Below are 22,714 nucleotides of genomic sequence, written 5' to 3'. Positions count from 1 at the left end.
GCCGTGCGGTGTTATTTCACGGCATTTTGCGACTCAGCTCGCATTTTTGCGTTATATGTAACCCTTTCCCGCAGCGATCTCAACTCTTTTTTCTTGCAATGCGACTACTTTTTCGTCGCCATATTTTTACAATGAAGAAACATCTTACCCGTCACGTTAGCGCCGCCACCGCTGCTAATACCTTGATTTACATCAATCCTAATACAAACCCCCCGCGCGGCTCAGCCGACAGCGCGCCGCGCCTCCCGGGGAATATTGGGCGGCACGACGGCGGAATTTTTTAACAAAAAGCACACAGGTGAGAAAGTGGCCAGTTGATTAGCTTGCGTATATTTAGCAACAAATTTTTCATTGCCGGTTGCACCCTGAAATGGCAGGGCGCAACCCCGTGACGATGCGGAGCGACACGCCCCGAATCGGGAGAACGTCAGGCTGCGCGATCGCGCGGCCGGCTGGCGTAAACATAGAACAGCACCGCCACGATGCTGCACAGCGCCATCGAGGTGACCATTGGCCAAGCGCTTTTGCCCGGCGCCATCGACAGCACCGCCCCTACCAGCGCACCAATGCTGAAGCGCAACGTGCCGGCCAGGGAAGAAGCGGTGCCCGCCATATGCGGAAAATCATCCAGGATCACCGCCATGGCGTTGGAGGAGATCATCGCGATGCACCCCAGATAGACCGCAACGCCGATCACCAGCGCCCAGAAGCCCAGGCCCACGGTGCTCACCGCCATTAGCCACAGCCCCATCGCCAGCTGTACCAGCAGCCCCAGCTTGAACATCTTGACCGCGCCGAAACGCCGCACGTTGCGGCTGTTGATCAGCGTCGTCAGGAACAGGAAGACGATGTTCAGCGCAAAATAGTAACCGAAATGCTGCGGCGAAACGTGGTTCAGTTCGATGTAGACGAACGGCCCGGCGCTGAGGAACGAGAACATGCCCGCAAACGAGAAGGCGCTGGCCAACATGTAACTCAGCACCCGCTTATGGCGGAACAGCGAACCGAAGTTGCCCAGCGTGGTGCGCAGGTGGAACCGCTGGCGCCGCTCTTTCGGCAGCGTCTCCTTGATGAACAAGGCCACCAGCAGCGAACCGATCAGCGCCGCGGCGCCCATGGTCCAGAAGATGGCGTGCCAGCTGAACCACAGCAGCAGCGCACCGCCGATCATCGGCGCCAGCAGCGGCGCAATGGTCATCACCAGAATGACGAACGACATCATGCGCGAGAACTCATCCTTGGTGAACATATCGCGCATCAGGGCGTTGATCACCACGCTGGCGGCCGCCGCCGCCAAACCGTGCAGGAAACGCAGCCCGATCAGTTGATCGATCGACTGCGCCATGGCACAGGCGCAGCCGGCGATGGCGAAGATCAGCGTTCCCCACAGGATCACCGGCTTGCGGCCGATGCTGTCCGACATCGGCCCATAGAACAGCTGCCCGAAGGCAAAGCCGAGCATATAGGCGCTGAGCGTCATCTGCACGCTGCCGGACTCGACGCCAAACTGAGCAGCGATCACCGGCATACTGGGCAGGTACATGTCGATGGCCAACGGCATCAGCATGGACAACAGGCCCAGAATAAAAATCAAACCGAGATGAGAGGTTCGGTTCTGTTGCACGTTCCACGACTCCTTAATCGGCCGCAATCAATGATCGGTTATCAGTCCTGCAGGTGCGGCGCGCCCACGCTGGCGATCTCTTCTTCTGTCAATGGGCGGTATTCGCCCGGAGCCAGATCGTCATCCAGCACGATGGCTCCGATGCGCTCGCGGTGCAACGCGATCACCCGGTTGCCGACGGCGGCGAACATCCGCTTCACCTGGTGGTAGCGCCCTTCGCTGATGGTCAAGCGCACCACGTGCTCGTCGACCTGCTCCAGCGTCGCCGGCCGCGTCAGATCTTTCTCGTTGTGCAGTTGCACCCCTTCAGCGAAACGCTGCGCGGTGTCTTCCGCCAACGGGTGCTCCAACGTGACCAAATAGGTTTTCTCGCAGTGGTGGCGCGGCGACGTGACACGGTGCGACCATTGACCGTCGTCTGTCATCAGCACCAGCCCGGTGGTGTCGATATCCAACCGCCCGGCGGCGTGCAGCTTGTACGCGACCGGCTCATCGAGGAAATACAGCACCGTCGGATGATCGGGATCGTCGGTAGAGCAGACGTAGCCCTGCGGTTTGTTGAGCATGAAATAGCGCGGGCCGTTCTGCTGCTGCAGCGGATTGCCGTCGAACGCCACTTCTTGCTCCGGGGTCAGTTTGACAGCCCCGCTCTTCACTACCTCACCGTCCACGGTGACGCGTTTAGCCCGAAGTTCGCGCGCGACCAGCGCACGGCTGATGCCTAACTGCTGAGATAAAAACTTGTCCAATCGCATGGGATCTGCTTTGCCTGTCGTTGTTATGATCGCATTGATCGTATTGCCAAAATATGACGCCCGCCGTTGCACCGGGTGCAAATAGCAGGTTCAGGGGGGGAATCGCGTGGGGGAACAGCGATTGCTGTCACACAAGTATAGCGACACAACGCGTTGCCCGACAGAGGTAATTTTCACGCTTCTCGCACCGCGCGTGCGCAGAAGGCATAATAGTAGAAATTTTTCGGCCGCCCGGGGCGTAAAATGTCGCTGTTTCTGTGGGAACGGGGGCGACAAGACCTGTACCCGGCGGCCCATTCCACTCTACGGCGTTCATTTTATGGCCTTTACCCTACGCCCCTACCAACTGGAAGCGGTCGAAGCCACCATCAACCATTTCCGGCGGCGTCCCGAACCGGCGCTGATCGTGCTGCCGACCGGCGCCGGCAAAAGCCTGGTGATCGCCGAACTGGCGAAGCGAGCCCGTGGGCGGGTGCTGGTGTTGGCGCACGTCAAGGAACTGGTGGCGCAAAACCACGCCAAATACTGCGCCTACGGCCTGGAGGCGGACATCTTCGCCGCCGGTCTGCAACAAAAAGAGAGCGCCGGCAAAGTGGTGTTCGGCAGCGTGCAGTCGGTGGCGCGCAACCTGCCGCTGTTCGACGGCGCCTTTTCGCTGCTGATCGTCGATGAATGCCACCGCATCAGTGACGACGACGACAGCCAGTACCAACAAATCATCCAGCATTTGCAGAAAACCAACCCGCAGCTGCGGCTGCTGGGGTTGACCGCCACGCCCTATCGTCTGGGCAAGGGCTGGATTTACCAGTATCACTACCACGGTTTTACCCGCGGCGACGGCGCCAGCCTGTTTCGCGACTGCATCTATGAGCTGCCGCTGCGCTATATGATTAAGAACGGCTTCCTGGTGCCGCCTGAGCGGCTGGACATGCCGATTGTACAGTACGATTTCAGCCGGCTGGAGGCCAGAAGCAACGGCCTGTTCAGCGAAGCGGATCTGAACCGCGAGCTGAAGCGGCAAAACCGCGTCACGCCGCACATTATCAGCCAGATTGTGGAGTACGCCGACGATCGCAAAGGGGTAATGATCTTCGCCGCCACCGTCGAGCACGCCCGCGAGATCCACGGCCTGCTGCCGAACGGCGAGGCCGCGCTGGTCAGCGCAGAAACGCCGCCCGCCGAGCGCGATGCGCTGATCGAGGCGTTCAAACAGCAGCAGTTGCGCTATCTGGTCAACGTAGCGGTATTGACCACCGGTTTCGACGCGCCGCACGTCGATCTGATCGCGATCCTGCGCCCGACCGAGTCCGTCAGCCTGTATCAGCAGATCGTCGGCCGCGGGCTGCGGCTGGCGCCCGGCAAGGAGGATTGTCTGATCCTCGACTATGCCGGCAACCCGCACGATCTGTTTACGCCTGAGGTCGGCGTCAGCAAGCCGCACGGCGACAGCCAGCCGGTGCAGGTGTTCTGCCCGGCCTGCGGCTTCGCCAATCTGTTCTGGGGCAAGTGCACCGAGAACGGCGATATCATCGAGCACTACGGCCGCCGCTGTCAGGGCTGGCTGGAAGACGACGACGGCCACCGCGAACAGTGCGATTACCGCTTCCGGTTCAAGAGCTGCCCGCACTGCGGCGCGGAGAACGACATCGCCGCACGCCGCTGCCATCAGTGTCAGGAGGTGCTGGTCGATCCCGATGACATGCTGAAGGCGGCGCTGAAGCTGAAAGACGCGCTGGTGCTGCGCTGCGGCGGCATGGAACTGCAGAGCGGCCGCGATGACAAGGGCGAATGGCTGAAGGCCACCTATTACGACGAGGACGGCACCAGCACCAGCGAGCGCTTCCGCCTGCAGACGCCGGCGCAGCGCAAAGCCTTCGAGATGCTGTTCCTGCGCCCGCACCAGCGCGCGCCGGGCGTGCCGTTCGCCTGGCACACCGCCGCCGACGTGCTGGCGCAACAACAGGCGCTGCGCCATCCGGATTTCGTGGTGGCGCGCAAACGCGGCCAGTTTTGGCAGGTGCGCGAGAAAGTGTTCGATTATCAAGGCCGTTTCCGCCGCGCCAATCAATTGACCTGAGCGAACGGTCCCCAATCTGGACAGGTTTTCGTTGCCCTGCAGGCGGCTTTCCGTTAAAATGCCGCGCGCTTTACCTGGGCCTGCCCAGCGTTAAAGCGGATTCCCGAACTTGCTACTTGGGTCGCCTGTAGCAGGGTAAATTTTCTTTTAAGAGAAAAAACAATGTTCACTATCAATGCAGAAGTACGTAAAGACCAGGGTAAAGGTGCGAGCCGCCGCCTGCGTGCAGCAAACAAATTCCCAGCTATCGTTTACGGTGGCAAAGAAGCTGCAGTTTCCATCGAATTGGACCATGATTCTGTTAAGAACATGGAAGCTAAACCAGAATTCTACAGCGAAGCAGTAACTCTGGTTATCGACGGTAAAGAAACCAAAGTTAAGGTTCAGGCTGTACAGCGTCACCCGTTCAAGCCAAAACTGGCTCACATCGACTTCGTTCGCGTTTAATCGCTACGTTTTCGAACCTTTCGGGACGCCGAAATAAAGAACGCCGCAATTGCGGCGTTTTTTATTGTCTGCGATCCGGCGCGCTTACTTGCCGCTGCCGGTCCGGCGCTGCAGCTGATCGCGCAGGTTCGGCGGCGTGCCTCTGATAGTCAGCGTGTCGGTGGCCGCATCCCAGAAAATGCGCTCGCCCAACAGCATGGCGTCGAAATTCAGGCTGATGCCGCCGCCGCTGCCGGCAAATTTGGTCAGCTGGCGCAGCGTGCCGCGATCCGCCGGGAAGCTTTCCTCCAACTCATACCCTTGCTCGCTGGAGAACTGCATGAAGTCTTTCTCACCGACCGGCGACAGCTCCTGCGACAGGGCCTGCAGTTCAATCTCTTTGCCCGCCTGCAGCTGTTCGTTGCAGTAGCTGTACACCTGTTGGCGCACCGACTGGCGCTCGTTCTTGTCCAACTGCGCATCGGCGCAGTAGTCGTCCACCGCCTGCAGCAGCCCGCGGTTTTGCGCCTTGGTGTCCAACCCTTCGGACGCCGCCAGGAAATCCATGAAGAAGTCGGCGACCTTGCGGCCTACGCGCCCGCGCAGGAAGGTCAGATAGCGGGTCGATTCCGGGTTGGTTTCCCATTCGGTCAGATCGATGCGCGCGACGATATCGGCGTTGTTGATGTCCAGATAGTGCGTGGTGTTGATATCCAGCTCTTCGTTGACGCGCATGCTGTTACGGCTGTTCAGCACCGCGATCAGCAAGTACTCCACCGCCAGATAACGGTATTGGCCGAACAGCACCACGCCGCCTTCGGCAAACGGATACTTCGCCAGTTCGTCGCGCAGGCGGCCGGTCGCCGCGCGGCTGAAGGCCAGAAAGTCCTTATCGTCCTTGCGGCAAGTGCGCAGCGCTTCCGCCAGTTCGCTGCCTTCGTTGAACAGGCCCAAGGCCTTGCTCTTGGCGCTGTAGACGCGATGCAGTTCCGTCATCATTTCTTCCACCGCCGCGTTGGTGGGAAGCAAGGTATCACGCAACACCACGTCCAGCGTTTGCTCGTCGCGTTTCACCAATTGGTGCAGAGCGATCTGGTCGATATCCAGACTCATGATAAATCCTCCTGTTCTTTAGGCGCGTATTCAAACACTGAAGACCCCGCCCTGCAATACTAAAAAGCTGTGGCCAACCGGAAAGGCGCAGCGGGGCCCCGCCCCGGCGCGGGCGAACAATTTCCCGAATGACAGGAAGTGATAAAAGAGCGGAAAATCACTGCCCTATACGGTAAGATAGGGCACTTTGCAGATTACTAAGCGCAATTTTATGCCACAATCATCCCGTTACAGTGACGAACACGTTGAACAACTGCTCTCAGAGCTGGTCAATGTTCTGGAAAAACACCATACCCCCACCGATCTTTCCCTGATGGTGCTGGGCAACATGGTCACTAATTTGATCAACACCAGCGTTGCCCCCGCGCAGCGGAAAACCCTGGCGAGATCGTTCGCGGAAGCCTTGCAGGCTTCTGTCCGTGAAGATAAAGCACATTAATATTGACTTATGGTGACAAACCGTCAGCGTTATCGTGAAAAAGTCTCCCAGATGATCAGCTGGGGGCACTGGTTCGCCTTATTCAACATCCTGCTCGCCCTTGGGCTGGGCAGCCGCTACCTGTTTGTCACCGACTGGCCCGCATCCCTGCTGGGCCGGGTCTATGCCTTTGTCAGCCTGCTGGGGCATTTCAGCTTTATCGTGTTCGCCGGCTATTTGCTGGTGATCTTCCCGCTAACCTTCGTGGTGATGTCGCAGCGGCTGCTGCGATTTATTTCCGCCGCGTTGGCCACCATCGGGCTCACGCTGTTGCTGGTCGACAGCGAAGTGTTCTCCCATTTCCACCTGCACCTCAATCCGGTGGTGTGGGATCTGGTGGTCAACCCGGATCAAAGCGAGCTTTCGCGCGACTGGCAGCTGATGTTTATCTGCGTGCCGGTGATCTTCCTGGTGGAGATGCTGTTCGGCACCTGGAGCTGGCAGAAGCTGCGCAGCCTGAACCGCCGCCGCTTCGGCAAGCCGCTGGCGGCGCTGTTTATCAGCGCCTTTTTCGCGTCGCACCTGATTTATATCTGGGCCGACGCCAACTTCTATCGCCCGATCACCATGCAGCGGGCCAACCTGCCGCTCTCGTACCCGATGACCGCGCGCAAGTTCCTCGAGAAACACGGCCTGCTCGACCAGCAAGAGTATGAGCGCCGTCTGGTGCAACAGGGCAACCCGGAAGCGGTATCGGTGGAGTATCCGCTCAGCGATCTCAGCTACGGCGATAAAGGCAGCGGCTATAACCTGCTGATGATCGTAGTGGACGGCATTCGCGCCAAAGACGTGGCGCAGGACATGCCAACCCTGACCCGCTTCGCCCAGGAAAACGTGCGTTTCAGCGATCACTACAGTTCGGGCAACCATGCCGATACCGGGCTGTTCGGCCTGTTCTACGGCATTTCCCCGACCTATCTGGACAGCGTGCTCGCTGGCCGCAAGCCGTCGGCACTGATCAATGCGCTCGGCGATCGGGGCTACCAGCTGGGGCTGTTCTCCTCCGATGGCTTCAATGCCAGCCTGTATCGCCAGGCCCTGTTGACCGACTTCTCGCTGCCGACGCCGGCGCCGCAAAGCGACGCCCAGACCACCCAGCAATGGCAACGTTGGTTGGCAGACCAGGGTAGCAAAGAGCCGTGGTTCTCCTATATCAACTTCAGCGGCGCCGAGCCGACCGAAGGCGACAAAAAACCGGTTCCGGCCGACTTTATTCGGCGCTACCGCACCGGCGCGCAAGATGTGGATGCCCAGATAGGCCAGGTGCTGGACACGCTGAAACAGCGCGGCCTGCTGGATAAAACCGTGGTGGTGATCACCGCCGAGCACGGCGTCGAGTTCAACGACAGCGGCAAAGGCCAATGGGGCGCCGGCACCGCCTTCAACCAGGCGCAACTGCAGGTGCCGTTGGTGATCCACTGGCCGGGGACCCCGGCGCAGACCATCAGCAAGCTGACCGGCCATAACGACGTCATGCGCACCTTGATGCAACGCCTGCTGCACGTGCAAACCGCGCCGAAAGACTATTCGCAAGGCGAGGATCTGTTCACCGCCCAGCGCCGCAACAACTGGATCGCCACCGGCGATGGCAACCAGCTGGTGATCACCACGCCGACACAAACGCTGATGCTGGACAACAATGGCAACTATCGCGTCTACGATCAGAACGGCGAAGAGATAAAGGACGAGAAACCGCAGCTTGCTCTGCTGTTGCAGGTGTTGACCGATGTAAAACGCTTTATCGCCAACTAACTGCTTAAAACTAAAGCAATCAAGTGGCGAGGCGCTTGCATTAACATCGGGAATCGGTAGTATGATTTTTCATAGCGTCGGCATGTAGCGCAGCCTGGTAGCGCACCGTCATGGGGTGTCGGGGGTCGGAGGTTCGAATCCTCTCATGCCGACCAAATTCAAGAAAACCTGCTGTTACAGCAGGTTTTTTTTCGTCTGCACGTCGAGAGGATGAGAATCTCCGCAGGAGGTTTGAGCCGAACGAAGTGAGACCACGTTGCTTTAGCAACGGCCCGCAGGGCAAGCATCGAAGATGCGCATAATCCTCTCATGCCGACCAAATTTAAGAAAACCTGCTGTTACAGCAGGTTTTTTTTCGTCTGCCGTTTACGCGGAAAGTTTGACGATCGCCGCCGGAATACCCTGACGCACCGCCGCACCGGTCACCCAATCCAGCCAGGTATTCGGCACTTCGCGCGTCGGATCGGCAAACCCCAGATCGTTGAGGTTGATGCCGGCGGCGATGCGCTCATCCATCGCCAGCGGTTCGCCATCCAGGTAGTGCTGGCTGGCCCCCATCTCCCGGTGGCCGTAGCCGTGTTCCACCGCGATCACGCCGGGCATCACCCCCGCCAGCAAACTGATCTGCGCCTCGCGGCTGCCGCCCGGCGTGCTGATGCGCACCCAATCACCGTGTTGAATACCGAAACGCGCCCCGTCCGCCGGGTTCAAGGCCACCAGGTTCACCGGCTTCACGTCGTGCAGGCGCCGGATCACCGCGGTGGAGCTGCTCATCACATTCGATTTGAAGGACATCAGGCGCAGCGGCCACTGCCGTTCTGGGTAGAACGCTTCCACCGCGCGGCCGTCCGACAAACGCGCCGGGTAGCAGGTGGGGCAGCCGCTGAAACGCTCGCCGGTGATCGCATGCCGGTGCTTCGCCACTTCCGCATTCCAGATCTGCAGCGGTTTCTCCCAGCGGTTGCCCACGCTGCCGTCGCGGCGGCCGCTGTCGTGATCGGCGAAGCGGCCGCCGCGGCTGTAGATAAACGCCACGCGGTCGATCTCATCGGCGCGCAGCGTCTGCGCCAGCTGCGGCAGCAAGCGATCGACACCGCTCAGCGCCAGTTCGTCCGCCCTCGCGGCCGGCACCGGCGCCTTGCCGGCAAACGCCACGTTGGCGGCGGCGCGCAGATAATAATCCTCCGCACGGTTGAGCGGCAGCAGCCCGCCCTGGCCGTCGCCGATAGCGCGATCGCCGAACCCCGGCAATGCCAGGCGTTTGGCGATGGCAATGCAAAACGCCTCCATGGAAATCGGCTGCCCTTGCGCCGTTTGCGCAGTCGCCGGCGTCACTATCGGCCAGCGCGCGGTGGTGGTCTTACTGGCGACGCCGCCCCAGGGGGCGCTGAATCCCCAACTCTCAAAATTATGGGTGTCCGGGACGATATAGTCGGCCAGCGCCGTCGTTTCGTTGATAAACGCATCGATAGCGATAAACAGCGGCAAACGCGCCGGATCTTTCAGCCGCTCCTCCGCCACGCCGCGCAACCCGGCGATACCGTACAAGGGGTTGGTCATGTTCGAGATCCAGGCTTTCAGCCCGTACGGGTACCCTGCCAGCGCCGAGGTCAGCAGCTCGGTCAACTGCCCGGCGACGAACGGATACCAGGGCGCTTTGGCCGGCCAGGGCGAAATGCCCGCCGCCACTTTTTCGCGGTATTCGTCGGAGGTTTCATAGGCGGCCTTGCTGCGCGCGATATTCAGCCCTTTCGGTTTTACCAGGCCAGGAAACTCGACCAGGTTATAGCGCGGCCCCTCGGCGAAGCCGTTGAATTTACCGCCGCCGACGAACACGCCCCCCGCCAGGCTCAGGTTGCCGATCAGCACGTTAAGCATCATCACCGCCCAGGTATTGTAAAACCCGTTCGCCGCCATCATCCCGCCATGGGCGATCACTGCCGCCTTGCGCCCGTGGGCGGTAAAGGCCTCGGCCAGTGCCGCGATGCGTGCCACCGGCACACCGCATTGCCGGCTGTACGCCTCCGGCGACAGATTGTCGGCGGCCTCTTTCAAACACTGGAAGCCGCTTTTCACCTCCACCTGCGCGCCATCGTACAGCGTCACCGTACGGGTTACCCACAGCTCGGCGCTGTCGCACGTCTCGGCCGCCACCAGCTCACCCGCGCCGTTGACCACCAGCGGTGACGCCGACCCGGTGCCGTTGAGATCGGCCAGCGTCAGGTGCTGCCCCGCGCGCGGATGCTCGCTCTCGGCGATCACCAGATGCGTGGCATTGGTCCAGCTCTTCTCGCCGGCGCGTTGCATGGCGGCCTCAGACGGGATGGCGAGATAATCGGTCTGATAACGCCGGTGGTCGAGGATCCAACGGATCATCGCCATCGCCAGCGCCGAGTCGGTACCCGGCAATATCGGGACCCAATGGCCATGATCGTCCGCCAACGTGGTGGTCAGCGGCAGCGCCGGCGCCACCACCGCATAACGGAATTCGCTGCGCAATCTGGCGCTGGCCAATTGCCGGGCCTGGCGCTTGAACGGGTTGCCGGACTGCGCCGGCGAGGTCCCCATAAACAGCGCGAATTCAACCTGTTCCCAGTCCGGTTTCACGTGCGGGTTCTTGTCCAGATCGCTCATCAACGCGCCGGAACCGGCACGGTAGGCCAGCCCGCAGTAAGCGCCGTGCGCGCCGAAGTTTTTGCTGCCGAAACTGTTCTGGGCGAAGCGCCGCAGGAAGCTATCGCGCCCGTCGTCACCGGCGTTGGTCACCAATAGCTGGTTGGCTTTCGGCCCCAGCCCCGGCCGTCGGGCATCGATCGGCGTCTCCAGATCGCGGATCGCCCGCAGGCCGTCCACATGCCCCTCGCCGAACAGATTGCCGCCCTCCACCACTTCGGCGATCAACTGCTCAAAGCTGATGCGCTGCCACTTGCCCTCGCCGCGTTTGCCGACGCGCTTCATCGGCTCCAGCACGCGCATCGGGCTGTAAAGCCCCTCCAGCAGCGTGGCGCCGCGTGCGCAGGCGGTGGAACGGGCATCGAGGCCGCGTTCGCCACCCAACTGCGCCAACGCATCCTGCAGCGGCAACGCAGAGTCGACGTGCCGTTCCTGAGACAGCGGATGATAAGGGTTGCCAGCAATGCGCAATACCCGGTCGGTCTGCCTGTCCACCCGTACCCGCACGCCGCATTGCGTCCAGCAGCCGAAACACTGGGTCATCGAGATGGCCTGCTGCGGATTGCCTTGCCATTCCGGCATTGCCCGGCCTTCGGGCGACAGGGAGTTGCCGTTGATGCGATCCAGAGTCACCCGCCCTGAGGTGCCGTGAATCAAGCCGTCGATCGCCCGTTTGGCGACTTCGCGATAGCTCAGGCCGAAAGCGGACAATCCGCCGAAGGCCAGGCCCACTTTCAACCACTGACGCCGGGTGAGTTTAGCCATGTTGTTTTCTCCGCAGTAAAAACGCCTGTGCTTCACGCACCATGATCATTAACGCCAGCCACAAGCCGAAGGTGCCGACGATCGCCAGCAAACCGTCGGTGCCGAGCGGCAGGCTATAAGAGGAGTTAGACGCGCTGTATTTCGGGATGGTTTGTACCTCGATCAACAGCGTCCAGCGCATCAGCCAGCTCAGCACCAGAGCACCGGCCACCAGCAGCGGCGCACCGCCGCGCGGCAAGCGCCGATAGCCGGCCCAGGCGGCGCACGCCAGCGTCAGCCCCCACAGCGCAATCCATCCTGCGGCATACCGGCGCGCCATCGCCTGCGTCTGCAGCCAGTGGCGTACCGCCGCGCCGGATAACGTATCGCCGCATACCCACAGCAGGATCGCCCCGCCGAGCAGCAGCAGTGTCAGCAACATCCCGCGCGCCAGCGGCGCCTGCTGACCGGGCCGTTCGCGCATCGCCAGCAGCAGCAAAGCCAAGAGCGCCTGCAGCGCGCTGAGGAACATCACGATCGGAAACCCGTAGCTGAACCAGATTGGGCGGGCGCGCACGATGGAAACCTCTCGCCCGGTGTACAACAGCAGGCCGATAGCCACCAGCGCGCAGGCGGGCGCTATCCCACGCAACAGCGCAACCGGTCTGCCCGTCAGCCGCGTAAATTCAATCGCGATAAACCACAGGCCGATCAGCAGGGTAAACAGCGGCAAGAACAGCGCGCCCCACGGCATCCACGACCAGGGCGTCGGGTAGGCGTAGAAATGCCAGAAACGGGCGGTTTGATGCAGGTCGGCGGTCAACGCCAGCGGCGCGGTAATGGCGCACGTCAGCCCGATAAACAGCGCCATGCGCTCCAGATGCGCGGCGTTATCTCCACCGCGCCAGCGCCACACGCAGGCCAGCAGCGCGGCGCAGGCGGCGATGCCGATAAAGAAGAAATATTGTACGGCCCACGGCAGCCAGCTCACCGCCTGCGGCTGGCTCAGCACTTCTGCGATCATCAGTTGGCGGCTCATCGTCTTTCTCCCCATAAGGCGACCTGCGCCCGCCCCGGCAGCGGCGTGACGAAGGCGTCATCCAGCCCCAGATAGAACACGTGGGGCGCGGTTTGGTGTTCCGGCTTGAGGACTTTTATCTCGGCCTCGTGGCGCCGCAGCAGCTTGCTCAGCATGCTGTGCGGATCGCGCATATCGCCGATGATCCGCGCCCCTCCCACGCACGACTCCACGCATGCCGGCAACAATCCCGCCTCCAGCCGGTGCACGCAAAAGGTGCATTTGTCCGCCGTTTGGGTTGTGTGATTGATAAAACGGGCATCGTACGGACAGGCCTGTACGCAATAGGCGCAACCCACGCAGCGTTTGTTGTCGACCACCACGATCCCGTCCTCGCGCTGAAAGGTGGCCTGTACCGGACATACCGGCACGCAGGGCGGGTTGTCGCAGTGATTGCACAGCCTGGGCAACAGCACGTTGGTCGCAGCGGCTTCGCCTTCGAGGCTGACCTGATACTGGTTTACCGTGGTACGAAACTCCCCGTGCGGCGTCTGGTTTTCAATGGCGCAGCTCACGGTACAAGCCTGGCACCCTACGCAGCGCCGCAGGTCGATCAGCATCGCGTAACGGCGGCTCGCATCCCCCTCGCGCCGCGTCGGTGCTAACGTCAGCCCGGCCTCCGCCACGGAGATCAGCGAAGCCCCCGCCGTCAACACGCCCAGCCGCTGTAAAAACTGCCGTTTACCGAAATCCATGCGCCTCTCCCACGTCCTGGGCATCACTCCGATCACGCTATTGATGCCCGTTAGATGAATAAACAATGTCGATGATTTACAGTGTAAAAATGACATTGGGCTCAGCTCTATTGTGGTTAACCACATACCGGACCTAACGTTGATCTAAAACAAGTGACGGCAGGCAGATTGCCCATCAGGAGGGGCCGTGAGGGTCGTGTTATTACTGCTGCTCAGTCTCGGCTGGGGGATGGCTGCACAGGCGGGCGAGTGGTCGGTCGGCGTGCTGGCGATGCGCGGCGATGCGGCGACCGCGCGTGACTGGCAGCCGCTGATCGACAGGCTCAACGGCAGCGTCGGCGGTGAGCGCTTCCGCCTGCAGCCGCTCGATCTGGCGCAGATGCGCGAAGCGGTCAATCGGGGCAGCGTGCAGTTCGTGGTCACTAATCCGGCGCAGTTCGTGCAGTTGAACAGCCACTATCATCTGCGCTGGCTGGCGTCGTTGCGCGCCGCCAACGGCGATCGGGCAACGGGCAACATCATCGGCAGCGTGATTTTGGTGCGGCGCGACAGCGGCATAACGACGCCGCAGGCGCTGATGGGCAAAACGGTGGGCGCCATCGCTCCGCAGGCCTTCGGCGGCTATCTGACCGGCTATAAGGCGCTCAGCGATGCCGGTATGCGGCCCGAGCGCGATTTTCACCTGCGCTTTACCGGGTTCCCTGCCGACGCCCTGCTCTATCTGTTGCGCGAGCGCGCCATTCAGGCCGCTATCGTTCCCGTCTGTCTGCTGGAGAAAATGGGTCGGGAAGGCTTGATCAACCCGGCGGATTTTCGCCCGCTGTTGCAATGGCCCACATCGGTTCCCTGCGTCACCAGCACGCCGCTTTATCCCAACTGGTCGTTCGCCGCCCTGCCCGGTCTGGATAACTCACTGGTGGATGCAGTAGCAAGAGCCTTGCTGACCGCACCGCCGCAGTCTCCCTTTCAGTGGGGCGCACCGGCCTCGACCAGCGCAGTGGAAGCGCTGCTGCGCGCCGTCAATCAGCACCCGGAACAGCGGCGCCTGTGGCTGGATATCAAGAGCTGGCTGATCCAGCATCAGACGGCCGTCAGCCTGTCGCTGGCGGTGCTGGCGCTGTTGATCGTCAACCATATCTGGATCGCGCTGCTGGTGCGCCGGCGTGGGCGACAGCTGCTCCATGCCGGAGAACAACTGCGCCGTCAGGAGCAGGCGCTGGAGAACGCCAGGCAGTTGAACGTGCTGGGAGAGATGGCCTCCGGCTTTGCGCATGAGCTCAACCAGCCGCTGGCAGCCATTCGCCACTATGCGCAAGGGTGCCTGATCCAACTGCGCAAAACGGACGCCGGGCACCCGCTGCTGACGCCGCTGGAAAATATTGATCGGCAGGCGCAGCGCGGCGGCGAGACGATTCATAACCTGCGCCAGTGGGTGCAGCCCCCCACCGAGAAGGTAGACAAGGCGAGCTGGCGCCCCATCTCGATAAACGAAACCGCCGAGCGGGTGTGGGCACTGCTGCGCCTGACGCAACGCTACCCCGACCTGAAACTGTTCAACAACGTGGCGCCTTCGCTGACGCTAACCCTGCCGCCGGCGCTGCTGGAACAGCTGCTGGCGAACCTGCTGCTGAACGCGGCGCAGGCCGGCGCCAACGCCGTCTGGCTTTCCGCCGACGAACACGAACGGGCGCTCGATGTGCGTTTGCAGGACAACGCGGGCGGGATGAGCGCGGCCGGGCTGGAGCAGGCTTTCCGCCCCTTCAACACCACCAAGGCCGGCGGCATGGGGCTGGGGTTGGCCATTTGCCGCCGCCTGGCCCGGTATGGCGGCGGCGAGATCCAACTGGCTAACCGCCCCGCCCCCGACAGCCGCAATGGGCTATGCGTCACCCTGCATTTCATATTTAACGATGAGGAAAACCATGCCGCTAATTCATCTGGTGGATGATGACGTCGCCGTCACCGACGCCTGCCATTTTTTACTGACCAGCCTCGGCCACGACGTGCAATGCTGGAATGACAGCACCGACTTTTTGGCGCAGGCCGATCTGTTTCAGACCGGGATCGTCTTGCTGGACATGCGGATGCCGAAACTCGATGGGCACCAGGCCTACGCTGAACTGCGCCGCCTCGGCAGCACGCTGGCGGTGGTGTTCCTGTCCGGCCATGGCGACGTGCCGATGGCGGTGGAGCAGATGAAGTACGGCGCGGTGGACTTCCTGCAAAAACCGATCGCCGCTGAACCGCTGATCGCCGCCCTCGAACGGGCGCGGCAGGTCTCGGCCAAAGCCTGGCGACGCCATGAAACTTGCGGCCGCTACCGCACGCTCACGCCGAAAGAACGCGACATCGCGCAGCTGGTGGTACGAGGCATGATGAACAGGGAAATGGCGGAGCGGTTGAATATCGCCCTGCGCACCGTAGAGGTTCACCGGGCGAAAGTGATGGAGAAAATGCAAGCCGCCAGCCTGGCGGAATTAGTGATTCAGTTGCAGGGGTTACCGCACGCCGCGCACGAATGAACGCATCATGCAAAATTCCGCGCCCCCTCTTGCCAACCGGCCTTCCTCAGGCCAGAATACTGTACATTAAATCAGTGTTTACAGGTGAGTCATGTTTGTAGAATTGGTGTACGACAAACGCAACGTCGCTGGGCTGCCCAACGCCGCCGAGATTATTCGCAACGAGCTGGAAAAACGCGTGCATGCGCTGTTCCCGGAAGCTGACGTGCGCGTGAAACCGATGCAGGCCAACGGCCTGAACTCCGACGCCAGCAAAAGCGATCGTGAGAAGCTGAACCGAATGTTGGAAGAGATGTTCGAAGAAGCGGATCAGTGGCTGGTCACTGATATTTGACGAGCAGTAACCCCCAGCGGGAACCTTGCCAGGCGGAACGGGCCGCGTGTTTGCCCGAGCCTCTCGGTGATAATGCCGGCGCCGATGCATTAGACGGCCAATAACCTACTGCACCGGCATTTTACCTGGCATCCACTTTATTTATGAAACCGCGTTGGTTTCCGATGACGTGTCATCGTTTGATACCAGCGCCTCCGGCGGCAGCACTTCCACCCTTTCGCGCGCCGGCATGGCGAGGCGCAGATCGATCCAGCGCCCTTCAGGGATATCCATCGCTTCGCCGGCCACGACCGTTGCGGTATCGATGTCAAAACGGCGTTTGCTGATTTTCACCGTGATGCCACCGTCGCTATCGGTAGCGGTTTCCACAAAGCACAGGCGGTTACCATTGACATCCTGCGGCACCTCAATGGTCCAGCCCTCCTTTGCCAACCCCAGTGAGCCATTCAACTGATAAACGCCGACGGAGATTCGCTCTGCGCTCACCCCGTCCGCCTCACCATTAACCGCCGCGCAACCGGCCAGCGCAAAGCCGCCTTCCAGATAGTCAGCCTGCATATGCTCAGGCGCAGCGGACAATCTGGCGATCGGCGAGGCTTTCTTGATAAAACCGTTGCCGTCAACCGTGGTGTTGGCTTCCGACCACATCCAAACCCAGGGGGTAAACGCGGTGCCATTCCAGCTGCGCACGGCAATTTTCCCCGTTTGCGCAGCACTCACGCCATAGCCGTAACAGGTTTGCACCGTTCGATAGCTGTCGTCGGTTCCCGCTTGCGTCACTGCCCATGAGCGCGTATCGAGGAAATAAGTCCCGGTATCTTTGAATGGATTACCGATCGGATCGGTAGCCGCATACCCCCGGCGGCTTTGCATTTGCGCATTGAAGTTTCCTTTGGAAGCTGCTGACACGCCTTTTGTTAATCCCCAATATTTCAAGTCTGAAATGTCGGCCACCCCTGGGAGATCTGTCGTGCTGAATAATCGAGACCAAGAAATGGTTGAAGCGGCTGCGGGGGTTGAACTACCGACCCAAGCTTTCCGTTCAACCGATGTTGCAAAATACGCACTCGACGGCCCACCATCAACGGGTAAAACCAATACGCCGCCAGTTGCCCCGCCAGGCCTGTTGGCGGTCGCGATGGTATAGCGACGAATACTTGACTGATTATTCGAAGAAAAAATATCAGCTGTATGAACAGGACCAGAAGCAAAACCAGCGGCGGTAACGACTTTGCTATTTTCGGCTGCATTCTGCTCACTGACTTTTGCCGCCGCTGCTGATGCTGCTGATTTGTCGGCAGACAAAGCCGCCTCGGCACGCAAGCGATCGACGGTTTGCACAATCTCCGGCGTGATATCGCTTTCCCCTGGCCGGCCTAGGAAATCATTGAGCGTGCCAGGCAAGGAATCGTTATAAACTTCGATAGCCCCCACTCGCTCCGGCTGCGCACCATACACAGAGATAATGACCTCGTAAGCGCCCGCCTCCACGGGTAGGGAATATTTACCGCTATCATCCGTCACTGATTGTGATTTAGCCAAGCTCAATACCGTTGACGAGGTCCTGACTGCGCGCAGGGTAATGGTTACGCCGGAACGAGGATCGCCGTAAGGGCCTTTTAATACGCCGCTGATTAATGTCATTGCACTTTCTCCATGAGTTCTTTGATTAATTCATCCTGGCGATCGATTCTATCCAGAGCCTGATTCAATGCGGCCAGGGCCACATATCCCAGCGTTGAATAATCGACGGATTTTACCCGAGTAACAGTTTCGCCGTTTTGCAATTCTAAAGAACCACCTTCAGCAACAACCTGGGGAAGTTTCTTTTCAATTTCTTGTGCGATACCACCGATAAATGGCTTGCCATCACGCTTGCCGGTGTAGAGTTTTAAACCGCGAATGAGTGTTATAGGGTCTTCAATTTCTTTTACTTCCGTTTTAATTCTAAGGTCTGAGCCGGTCACCCAATTTCCGGTTAAATTATTAAAGTCTCCATTATTCTGTAGACGCACCTCATGCCAGACATTGGCGTAATCCTTAAATGAAATCGCACCATAATCAGTTACGCCAATTTCGCGACGACAAAACATTTGCATGGCAGTGACAACGCCACCTGCTGTTGTCATGACCGATAGTAATGTCGGGCCATCTACAGTTCCGGTAGATCTGGTAAACGTCTTTTCAGCACGAACATTAGACGACCCCGTATCACCAGAGTTTAAATGAATGCCATTTCGCCCCATCATGGTATCATCAAATGTCGTTGACTTACGGAAACGTGAATATCCCCCCACGTCAAGGTTTGCCGTTTGCCCTGTCACCAAAGAACCCTGTAAAGACAGTGAACCTTTAATTTCCTGGGCAGCGCTAATCGTCTTGTCTAACTTATTATTGAGTGAAGCTGTAATATTATTCCAAGCCGGACCGCCATAGGTGCTGCCATCCGGCAACTTAACGGTAATATTTCCGGTATTGCTGAAGACCTGCTGCCAGTTCTCTTTATCGAGGTTCAGCCCACGCAGGGCTTTGGCCGTCTCGGCAGCCAACTGGGCGGTGATGGCGTTCATCGCGTCGCGCGGAACGGCATACCATGCTGCGCCCGCCTGCGTTGGGCCATCATAGGCTTTAATCAGCGTGGCCTGTGTGGCGTTGTCAACGGCTTTCACCGGCAGCGTATAGGTGACGCCGCCGACCACGCTCACGATGAAATCACCGGATTTTAATTCGGTATTAAAGGCCGTTCCGGTACCTTTTACTATTATGGAATTACTCGTTAGGGTGAGAGTGCCTACTGGCATAAGTATCCTCCTAAATTAGCCTGATAAAAACCTCGTTACGGAGGTGATGATTACTCCAGCGCAAAGGCCGTATATTGTGGCGTGGCAAAGATATTCACAATAAAAGTCGTTGAGTGCGATTGTCCTTGGTCAAGCTCTCCTGAGGCAAGCTGCCAAAAGGCAGTCGAAGACTTCCCAATTAATGCATCGACATAAACGATGGATACCGAAGGTTGTCCGCTACCTGAACTGGAACTAACGGGAACCTCTGGCATATAGCCTCCACCGGTTGCATTTTGCCTAACCCCGCCATAACCGTGAGGATAGCCGCGTCCGCTTCTTCTAATTTGAATCTGTCCAAAAACACGAACGGGAATAACATTATTACCGCCAAAACGTAATAACCGACTCGCATTAGTATGATAACCCGTCCAGCTTAACATCGAGCCATCCATGATCGCGCCCTCGATATTCGCAGCGGAAAGTTTCCCCTCAATGGAACAGTTTTCAAGAATTCGACAATTGCCAATCACACCATTTTTAAACTCACCGGTGTCGGCATATATTGCTCCACGGGCGCTAATGTTATTGAATTGTGCCCCACCGTCTTTATTTATCGCCCAGCCACGCTGCCCACTTACCCAATTAGAAGACTGGATATGCTGTGCGATCTTTGCGCTATCGATAGTGCCATTGCGAATAAACGCGTCGCTAATAAACACCTGTCCATCCACCACGGCAAACGGCGAATACTGATTGCTGTTGTTGCCGCTCATCAGCACGAACTGGTTGGCGTTAAAGCCGACGCGGGTGGTGACCGGCCTGCCGTTTTCCGCCAATACCGCGATCGACATGCCGGCGTTGTAGAAGGTGCCGTTCACCCGCACGCCCGCTTTCAGCGTATGGATGGCCGTGGCGCCATCGGCGTCTACCGTCGCCGTCAGTTTGTCTTCCAGCACCGCCGCGACGTCGTCAATCTGCGCCTGCACCTGGGTTTTCATCTCGGCCAGCCCGCGATCGACCTCCGCGATGGTGGTTTTCACCACCATGATATCGGCGCGCACCGTGCCGTACTGCGCCCACTGGTGATCCACCGTCGCATTGTTGGCCAGCGCATTCTGCAAGATGGCGTCGATGTTGGTGTCGATATCGCCCACCAGCCGCTCGCCGTCTTTCGCGGTCAGAAGATCGTCGCCGATGTTCTCGAGATAATCACCGGCGTCCGCGTTCGCCTGCCCGGCGCTCCAGCCAGTCCAGTCGCCCTGATTGCCCGTGCGGTCTTGCAGGCGCGCGCGGAACCAGAAGCCCTGGCCCGCCTTCAGCCCGATCATGGCGTGGGTGTGCAGCGGATACGGGATATCGGCCAGCAGCATCGCATTATTCCCGGCGGCGTTGTCCGCATACTGAATTTCGGTCTTGAGCGTATCTTCAGCGCCGATGGGGAACGCCCAGTCAAGCTGGATGCCCCACAGCAAAGGCGATGCCTTGAAGTCGACCGGCATCGGCGGTTTACCCTCTTTGCCCTTGAGGTAGGTTTCCATCGAGGTCGCCCAGACAGACGACACATTGCTGGCGTTGATGGCCCGCACCCGCACCCGATAACGACCGGCGTAAATCCCCGGCACTTCAAAGCCGAGCGCCGAGGTGCGCGGCACCGACACCCAGTTGCCGTTATCTTTGCGCCATTCCGCCTCATAGGCGATGGCATTTTCAACCGCGCCCCAGGCGGCGCGCAGGGTGGTAATGGCGATACCCTGGCTCACCGAGGAGTAGCTGTCGATGGTGATGTTTTTCGGTGGCGCCTGCACGCCGGGCGGAATGATGGAGATCGGACGATCGTCGATACGCGCGCCGGTATCAATGCGGGCGTACTTGTTCGGATCGTGTTCCGCGGCGTTGACGGTATAAGTGTTATCGCCGTTGTCGGCGATGCCCACCACGCGGTAAAGCTGCACCGCCAGATCGTCCGCATCGATGGACCATACCGCTTCCGGCGCCGGCGTCTCGCTGTAGGCAGTGGTGACGGTCACTACGCGATCATTCACCGCCTGCATGGTGCGCGCCTGCGCTTTACCTGAAGGCAGGTTAACGATCAGGCGATCGCCGGCTTTAGCGCCCGGCTTCCTGTCCAGCGTCAGTTTACGTCCGTCCACGCCGCTAAGGCGCCCGCCAATCACCCGCCCGGCCAGCATCTGGTCCGCCACGCCGACGATATGCCCCGGCATGGGGATCATACCGTCCAGCCCCACGGAGAAGCTGACCGTACGATCCTTGCTGTTGGTCAACAGCGCCCAGCGGCCGCGGCGGTTCGCTTCGCTCGGCGTGGTGCAGCCGATGGCCGTCAGCTCGGTCTGGTTCACGTCGTAGCGGCGTACCAGATCGCTGTCGAATACCGCCTCTATCGCATCGGCGTAATGGTTGCCCGGATCGGACCAGCTGACCATCGCCGTACTGTAGCGGGTGCGTTCGCTGGCGGACGAGTAGGTAAACTTGCCGTCGATCACGTTGGCGCGGGTGTAGGTGAAGTCCATATCGCGCGGCATGTCCGCCAGGGCGACCATTTGGTTTTGCCCCCAATAGGTCATGCCGCGGAAGATGCCGGCCAAATCGCTCAGTACCGTCCAGGCCTCTTCCCGTGACTGCAGATAAACGTTGCAGGTGAAGCGCGGCTCCATGCCCTCGCCGCCGCGCCCGTCCGACACCGGCTGATCGCAATACTGCGCGATGCGGTACAGTTCGGACTCGGAGACCTGGGAGGCGTCGATGCGATCGCCCAGGCCAAAGCGCTCGGCCAAAATAATGTCGTAAAACACCCACGCCGGGTTATCGCTGTAGGCCCACTGAAAGCCGCCGCTCCAGATGCCGGTATAGCTGCGCGTTTGCGGATCGTAATTGTCCGGCACGCGGATCAGGCGGCCGCGCGGTTTGCAGCTGATCTTCGGGATGTTGGGGAACTGCTTTGAATCAAACTCAACGTAAAGCAGCGCAGTGTTCGGATAGCGCAGCTTGGCGTCGATGATTTCGGTCAGCGCCTCGATGTTCATCCGGTCGGCGATCCGGGCGCTGTTGGCGTTAGGCGTCAACCGGCGCACGCGCAGCTGCCATCCCGTGGTGGCCTTCGGCAAATTGATGCGGTGCGAACGTTCATACAGCGAGGTGGTTTTATCGTCGATCGCCGCCGTTAACACCTCCTGGTAGCTGCCGCCGTCGGTCGCCACATCGATGGCGTACTCGATGCGATAGCCGTTGACGTCGCCGTTGTCCGCCTGCTTTTGCAGCATGGGCCACCCCAGACGCAGTCGAACGGCGGAAAGCTGCAGGTTAGAGACGGAGCGCACCCACGGCGCGCCGCTTTTCAGTTCGCTGCCAACCGAGATCTCATTCTCAACGGCGGGAATACCCTGGATATATTCCTGCGCCTGCGAGCCAGGGCGGAATTCCCAGCGGAAACCGGGAAAGTTTTCTGTTCCGTCGCTGCTCAGCACCGGCGTACCGTCAACAAAAATGTTTGTGCCATCCAGCCCGCCGGCAAACTCCCCTTCGCCTAATGCGAACAGCATCTTCGCTCTGGCGATCGACTGAATGCTGTCCGGCGATTCTACCGGCGTGTGGCCGCCACCGCCGCCGCCTTTACGCCCACGGATCATGTTCTGTGCCATATTT

At 59.9% G+C, this 22,714-nt stretch carries 16 protein-coding genes, 1 tRNA gene and 1 other RNA gene; 9 read left to right on the top strand and 9 right to left on the bottom strand.

The window, feature by feature from the left end:
- Positions 1–427 precede the first annotated feature (427 nt).
- Positions 428–1,624 carry a Bcr/CflA family multidrug efflux MFS transporter gene (locus AC2CGQ_RS02955; RefSeq protein WP_015378537.1) on the bottom strand — a complete coding sequence of 399 codons (1,197 nt, stop codon included), beginning with the start codon at positions 1,622–1,624 and terminating at the stop codon, positions 428–430.
- 41 nt (positions 1,625–1,665) lie between these two features.
- Positions 1,666–2,379 carry a 16S rRNA pseudouridine(516) synthase RsuA gene (rsuA, locus tag AC2CGQ_RS02950; RefSeq protein ID WP_004935770.1) on the bottom strand — a complete coding sequence of 238 codons (714 nt, stop codon included), beginning with the start codon at positions 2,377–2,379 and terminating at the stop codon, positions 1,666–1,668.
- A 319-nt stretch (positions 2,380–2,698) separates the two neighbouring features.
- Here rsuA and radD point away from each other — a divergent pair, with 319 nt between their 5' ends.
- Positions 2,699–4,456, top strand: a complete 1,758-nt coding sequence (gene radD, locus AC2CGQ_RS02945; RefSeq protein WP_004935773.1) for a DNA repair helicase RadD — start codon at positions 2,699–2,701, stop codon at positions 4,454–4,456.
- A 162-nt stretch (positions 4,457–4,618) separates the two neighbouring features.
- Positions 4,619–4,903, top strand: a complete 285-nt coding sequence (rplY, locus tag AC2CGQ_RS02940) for a 50S ribosomal protein L25 (protein ID WP_004935776.1) — start codon at positions 4,619–4,621, stop codon at positions 4,901–4,903.
- Positions 4,904–4,987: 84 nt separating this feature from the next.
- On the opposite strand, the gene yejK is transcribed toward rplY, so the two are convergent.
- Complete coding sequence (gene yejK, locus AC2CGQ_RS02935) at positions 4,988–5,995, bottom strand: nucleoid-associated protein YejK (RefSeq protein ID WP_172574843.1); 1,008 nt, start codon at positions 5,993–5,995, stop codon at positions 4,988–4,990.
- A 211-nt stretch (positions 5,996–6,206) separates the two neighbouring features.
- Between yejK and AC2CGQ_RS02930 the strand changes: the two genes are divergently transcribed.
- The 4 genes from AC2CGQ_RS02930 to AC2CGQ_RS02915 all read left to right on the top strand — a co-directional run bounded on the left by AC2CGQ_RS02930 (position 6,207) and on the right by AC2CGQ_RS02915 (position 8,544).
- Positions 6,207–6,434: a YejL family protein gene (locus AC2CGQ_RS02930; RefSeq protein ID WP_004935782.1), complete on the top strand. Its 228-nt coding sequence runs from the start codon at positions 6,207–6,209 to the stop codon at positions 6,432–6,434.
- Between the two features lie 9 nt (positions 6,435–6,443).
- Positions 6,444–8,225, top strand: a complete 1,782-nt coding sequence (yejM, locus tag AC2CGQ_RS02925; RefSeq protein WP_484593459.1) for an LPS biosynthesis-modulating metalloenzyme YejM — start codon at positions 6,444–6,446, stop codon at positions 8,223–8,225.
- A 78-nt stretch (positions 8,226–8,303) separates the two neighbouring features.
- Positions 8,304–8,380: transfer RNA gene (locus AC2CGQ_RS02920), tRNA-Pro, on the top strand.
- Between the two features lie 34 nt (positions 8,381–8,414).
- Positions 8,415–8,544, top strand: a non-coding RNA gene (locus AC2CGQ_RS02915) — RtT sRNA.
- Between the two features lie 47 nt (positions 8,545–8,591).
- On the opposite strand, the gene ttrA is transcribed toward AC2CGQ_RS02915, so the two are convergent.
- The 3 genes from ttrA to ttrB are packed head-to-tail and all read right to left on the bottom strand — an operon-like array spanning position 8,592 to position 13,415.
- The gene (ttrA, locus tag AC2CGQ_RS02910) at positions 8,592–11,663 is read right to left on the bottom strand and encodes a tetrathionate reductase subunit TtrA (RefSeq protein ID WP_484593458.1); all 3,072 of its coding nucleotides are present in this window, start codon (positions 11,661–11,663) and stop codon (positions 8,592–8,594) included.
- A complete protein-coding gene (gene ttrC, locus AC2CGQ_RS02905; protein WP_088381794.1) occupies positions 11,656–12,681 on the bottom strand; it encodes a tetrathionate reductase subunit TtrC in 1,026 nt (341 codons plus the stop codon). The genes ttrA and ttrC overlap by 8 nt, the downstream gene beginning before the upstream one ends.
- Positions 12,678–13,415 (bottom strand): tetrathionate reductase subunit TtrB, encoded by a 738-nt coding sequence (ttrB, locus tag AC2CGQ_RS02900; RefSeq protein WP_484593457.1) that lies wholly within the window; start codon positions 13,413–13,415, stop codon positions 12,678–12,680. Before ttrB ends, ttrC begins: the two co-directional genes overlap by 4 nt.
- 229 nt (positions 13,416–13,644) lie before the next feature.
- Here ttrB and ttrS point away from each other — a divergent pair, with 229 nt between their 5' ends.
- The 3 genes from ttrS (at position 13,645) to AC2CGQ_RS02885 (ending at position 16,271) form a co-directional block, all read left to right on the top strand.
- Positions 13,645–15,363 carry a tetrathionate respiration histidine kinase TtrS gene (gene ttrS / locus AC2CGQ_RS02895; protein ID WP_484593712.1) on the top strand — a complete coding sequence of 573 codons (1,719 nt, stop codon included), beginning with the start codon at positions 13,645–13,647 and terminating at the stop codon, positions 15,361–15,363.
- A complete protein-coding gene (gene ttrR, locus AC2CGQ_RS02890) occupies positions 15,338–15,937 on the top strand; it encodes a tetrathionate respiration response regulator TtrR (RefSeq protein WP_085337402.1) in 600 nt (199 codons plus the stop codon). Before ttrS ends, ttrR begins: the two co-directional genes overlap by 26 nt.
- A 91-nt stretch (positions 15,938–16,028) precedes the next feature.
- Positions 16,029–16,271 carry a DinI family protein gene (locus AC2CGQ_RS02885; RefSeq protein ID WP_004935803.1) on the top strand — a complete coding sequence of 81 codons (243 nt, stop codon included), beginning with the start codon at positions 16,029–16,031 and terminating at the stop codon, positions 16,269–16,271.
- Between the two features lie 141 nt (positions 16,272–16,412).
- On the opposite strand, the gene AC2CGQ_RS02880 is transcribed toward AC2CGQ_RS02885, so the two are convergent.
- Genes AC2CGQ_RS02880 through AC2CGQ_RS02870 form a run of 3 tightly spaced genes read right to left on the bottom strand, consistent with a single transcriptional unit; the run spans position 16,413 to position 22,710 of the window.
- Entirely contained in the window at positions 16,413–17,915 is a 1,503-nt protein-coding gene (locus tag AC2CGQ_RS02880; RefSeq protein WP_072010098.1) for a phage tail fiber protein, read from the bottom strand.
- Positions 17,912–19,072 (bottom strand): tail fiber domain-containing protein, encoded by a 1,161-nt coding sequence (locus tag AC2CGQ_RS02875; protein ID WP_033632543.1) that lies wholly within the window; start codon positions 19,070–19,072, stop codon positions 17,912–17,914. The genes AC2CGQ_RS02880 and AC2CGQ_RS02875 overlap by 4 nt, the downstream gene beginning before the upstream one ends.
- 50 nt (positions 19,073–19,122) lie before the next feature.
- Entirely contained in the window at positions 19,123–22,710 is a 3,588-nt protein-coding gene (locus AC2CGQ_RS02870; protein WP_166445273.1) for a TipJ family phage tail tip protein, read from the bottom strand.
- Positions 22,711–22,714: the final 4 nt, after the last annotated feature.

The organism is Serratia sp. DFXYC6, from assembly GCF_057196085.1.
The sequence above is the reverse complement of the archived record's forward strand: the minus strand, read 5'-3'. Positions and strand labels throughout refer to the sequence as shown.

Bases quoted from the DNA above. Each gene is read 5' to 3' on its own strand.
- rsuA (WP_004935770.1), bottom strand. From the start codon at position 2,379: ATGCGATTGGACAAGTTTTTATCTCAGCAGTTAGGCATCAGCCGTGCG.
- radD (WP_004935773.1), top strand. From the start codon at position 2,699: ATGGCCTTTACCCTACGCCCCTACCAACTGGAAGCGGTCGAAGCCACC.
- rplY (WP_004935776.1), top strand. From the start codon at position 4,619: ATGTTCACTATCAATGCAGAAGTACGTAAAGACCAGGGTAAAGGTGCG.
- yejK (WP_172574843.1), bottom strand. From the start codon at position 5,995: ATGAGTCTGGATATCGACCAGATCGCTCTGCACCAATTGGTGAAACGC.
- AC2CGQ_RS02930 (WP_004935782.1), top strand. From the start codon at position 6,207: ATGCCACAATCATCCCGTTACAGTGACGAACACGTTGAACAACTGCTC.
- yejM (WP_484593459.1), top strand. From the start codon at position 6,444: ATGGTGACAAACCGTCAGCGTTATCGTGAAAAAGTCTCCCAGATGATC.
- ttrA (WP_484593458.1), bottom strand. From the start codon at position 11,663: ATGGCTAAACTCACCCGGCGTCAGTGGTTGAAAGTGGGCCTGGCCTTC.
- ttrC (WP_088381794.1), bottom strand. From the start codon at position 12,681: ATGAGCCGCCAACTGATGATCGCAGAAGTGCTGAGCCAGCCGCAGGCG.
- ttrB (WP_484593457.1), bottom strand. From the start codon at position 13,415: ATGGATTTCGGTAAACGGCAGTTTTTACAGCGGCTGGGCGTGTTGACG.
- ttrS (WP_484593712.1), top strand. From the start codon at position 13,645: ATGGCTGCACAGGCGGGCGAGTGGTCGGTCGGCGTGCTGGCGATGCGC.
- ttrR (WP_085337402.1), top strand. From the start codon at position 15,338: ATGCCGCTAATTCATCTGGTGGATGATGACGTCGCCGTCACCGACGCC.
- AC2CGQ_RS02885 (WP_004935803.1), top strand. From the start codon at position 16,029: ATGTTTGTAGAATTGGTGTACGACAAACGCAACGTCGCTGGGCTGCCC.
- AC2CGQ_RS02880 (WP_072010098.1), bottom strand. From the start codon at position 17,915: ATGACATTAATCAGCGGCGTATTAAAAGGCCCTTACGGCGATCCTCGT.
- AC2CGQ_RS02875 (WP_033632543.1), bottom strand. From the start codon at position 19,072: ATGCCAGTAGGCACTCTCACCCTAACGAGTAATTCCATAATAGTAAAA.
- AC2CGQ_RS02870 (WP_166445273.1), bottom strand. From the start codon at position 22,710: ATGGCACAGAACATGATCCGTGGGCGTAAAGGCGGCGGCGGTGGCGGC.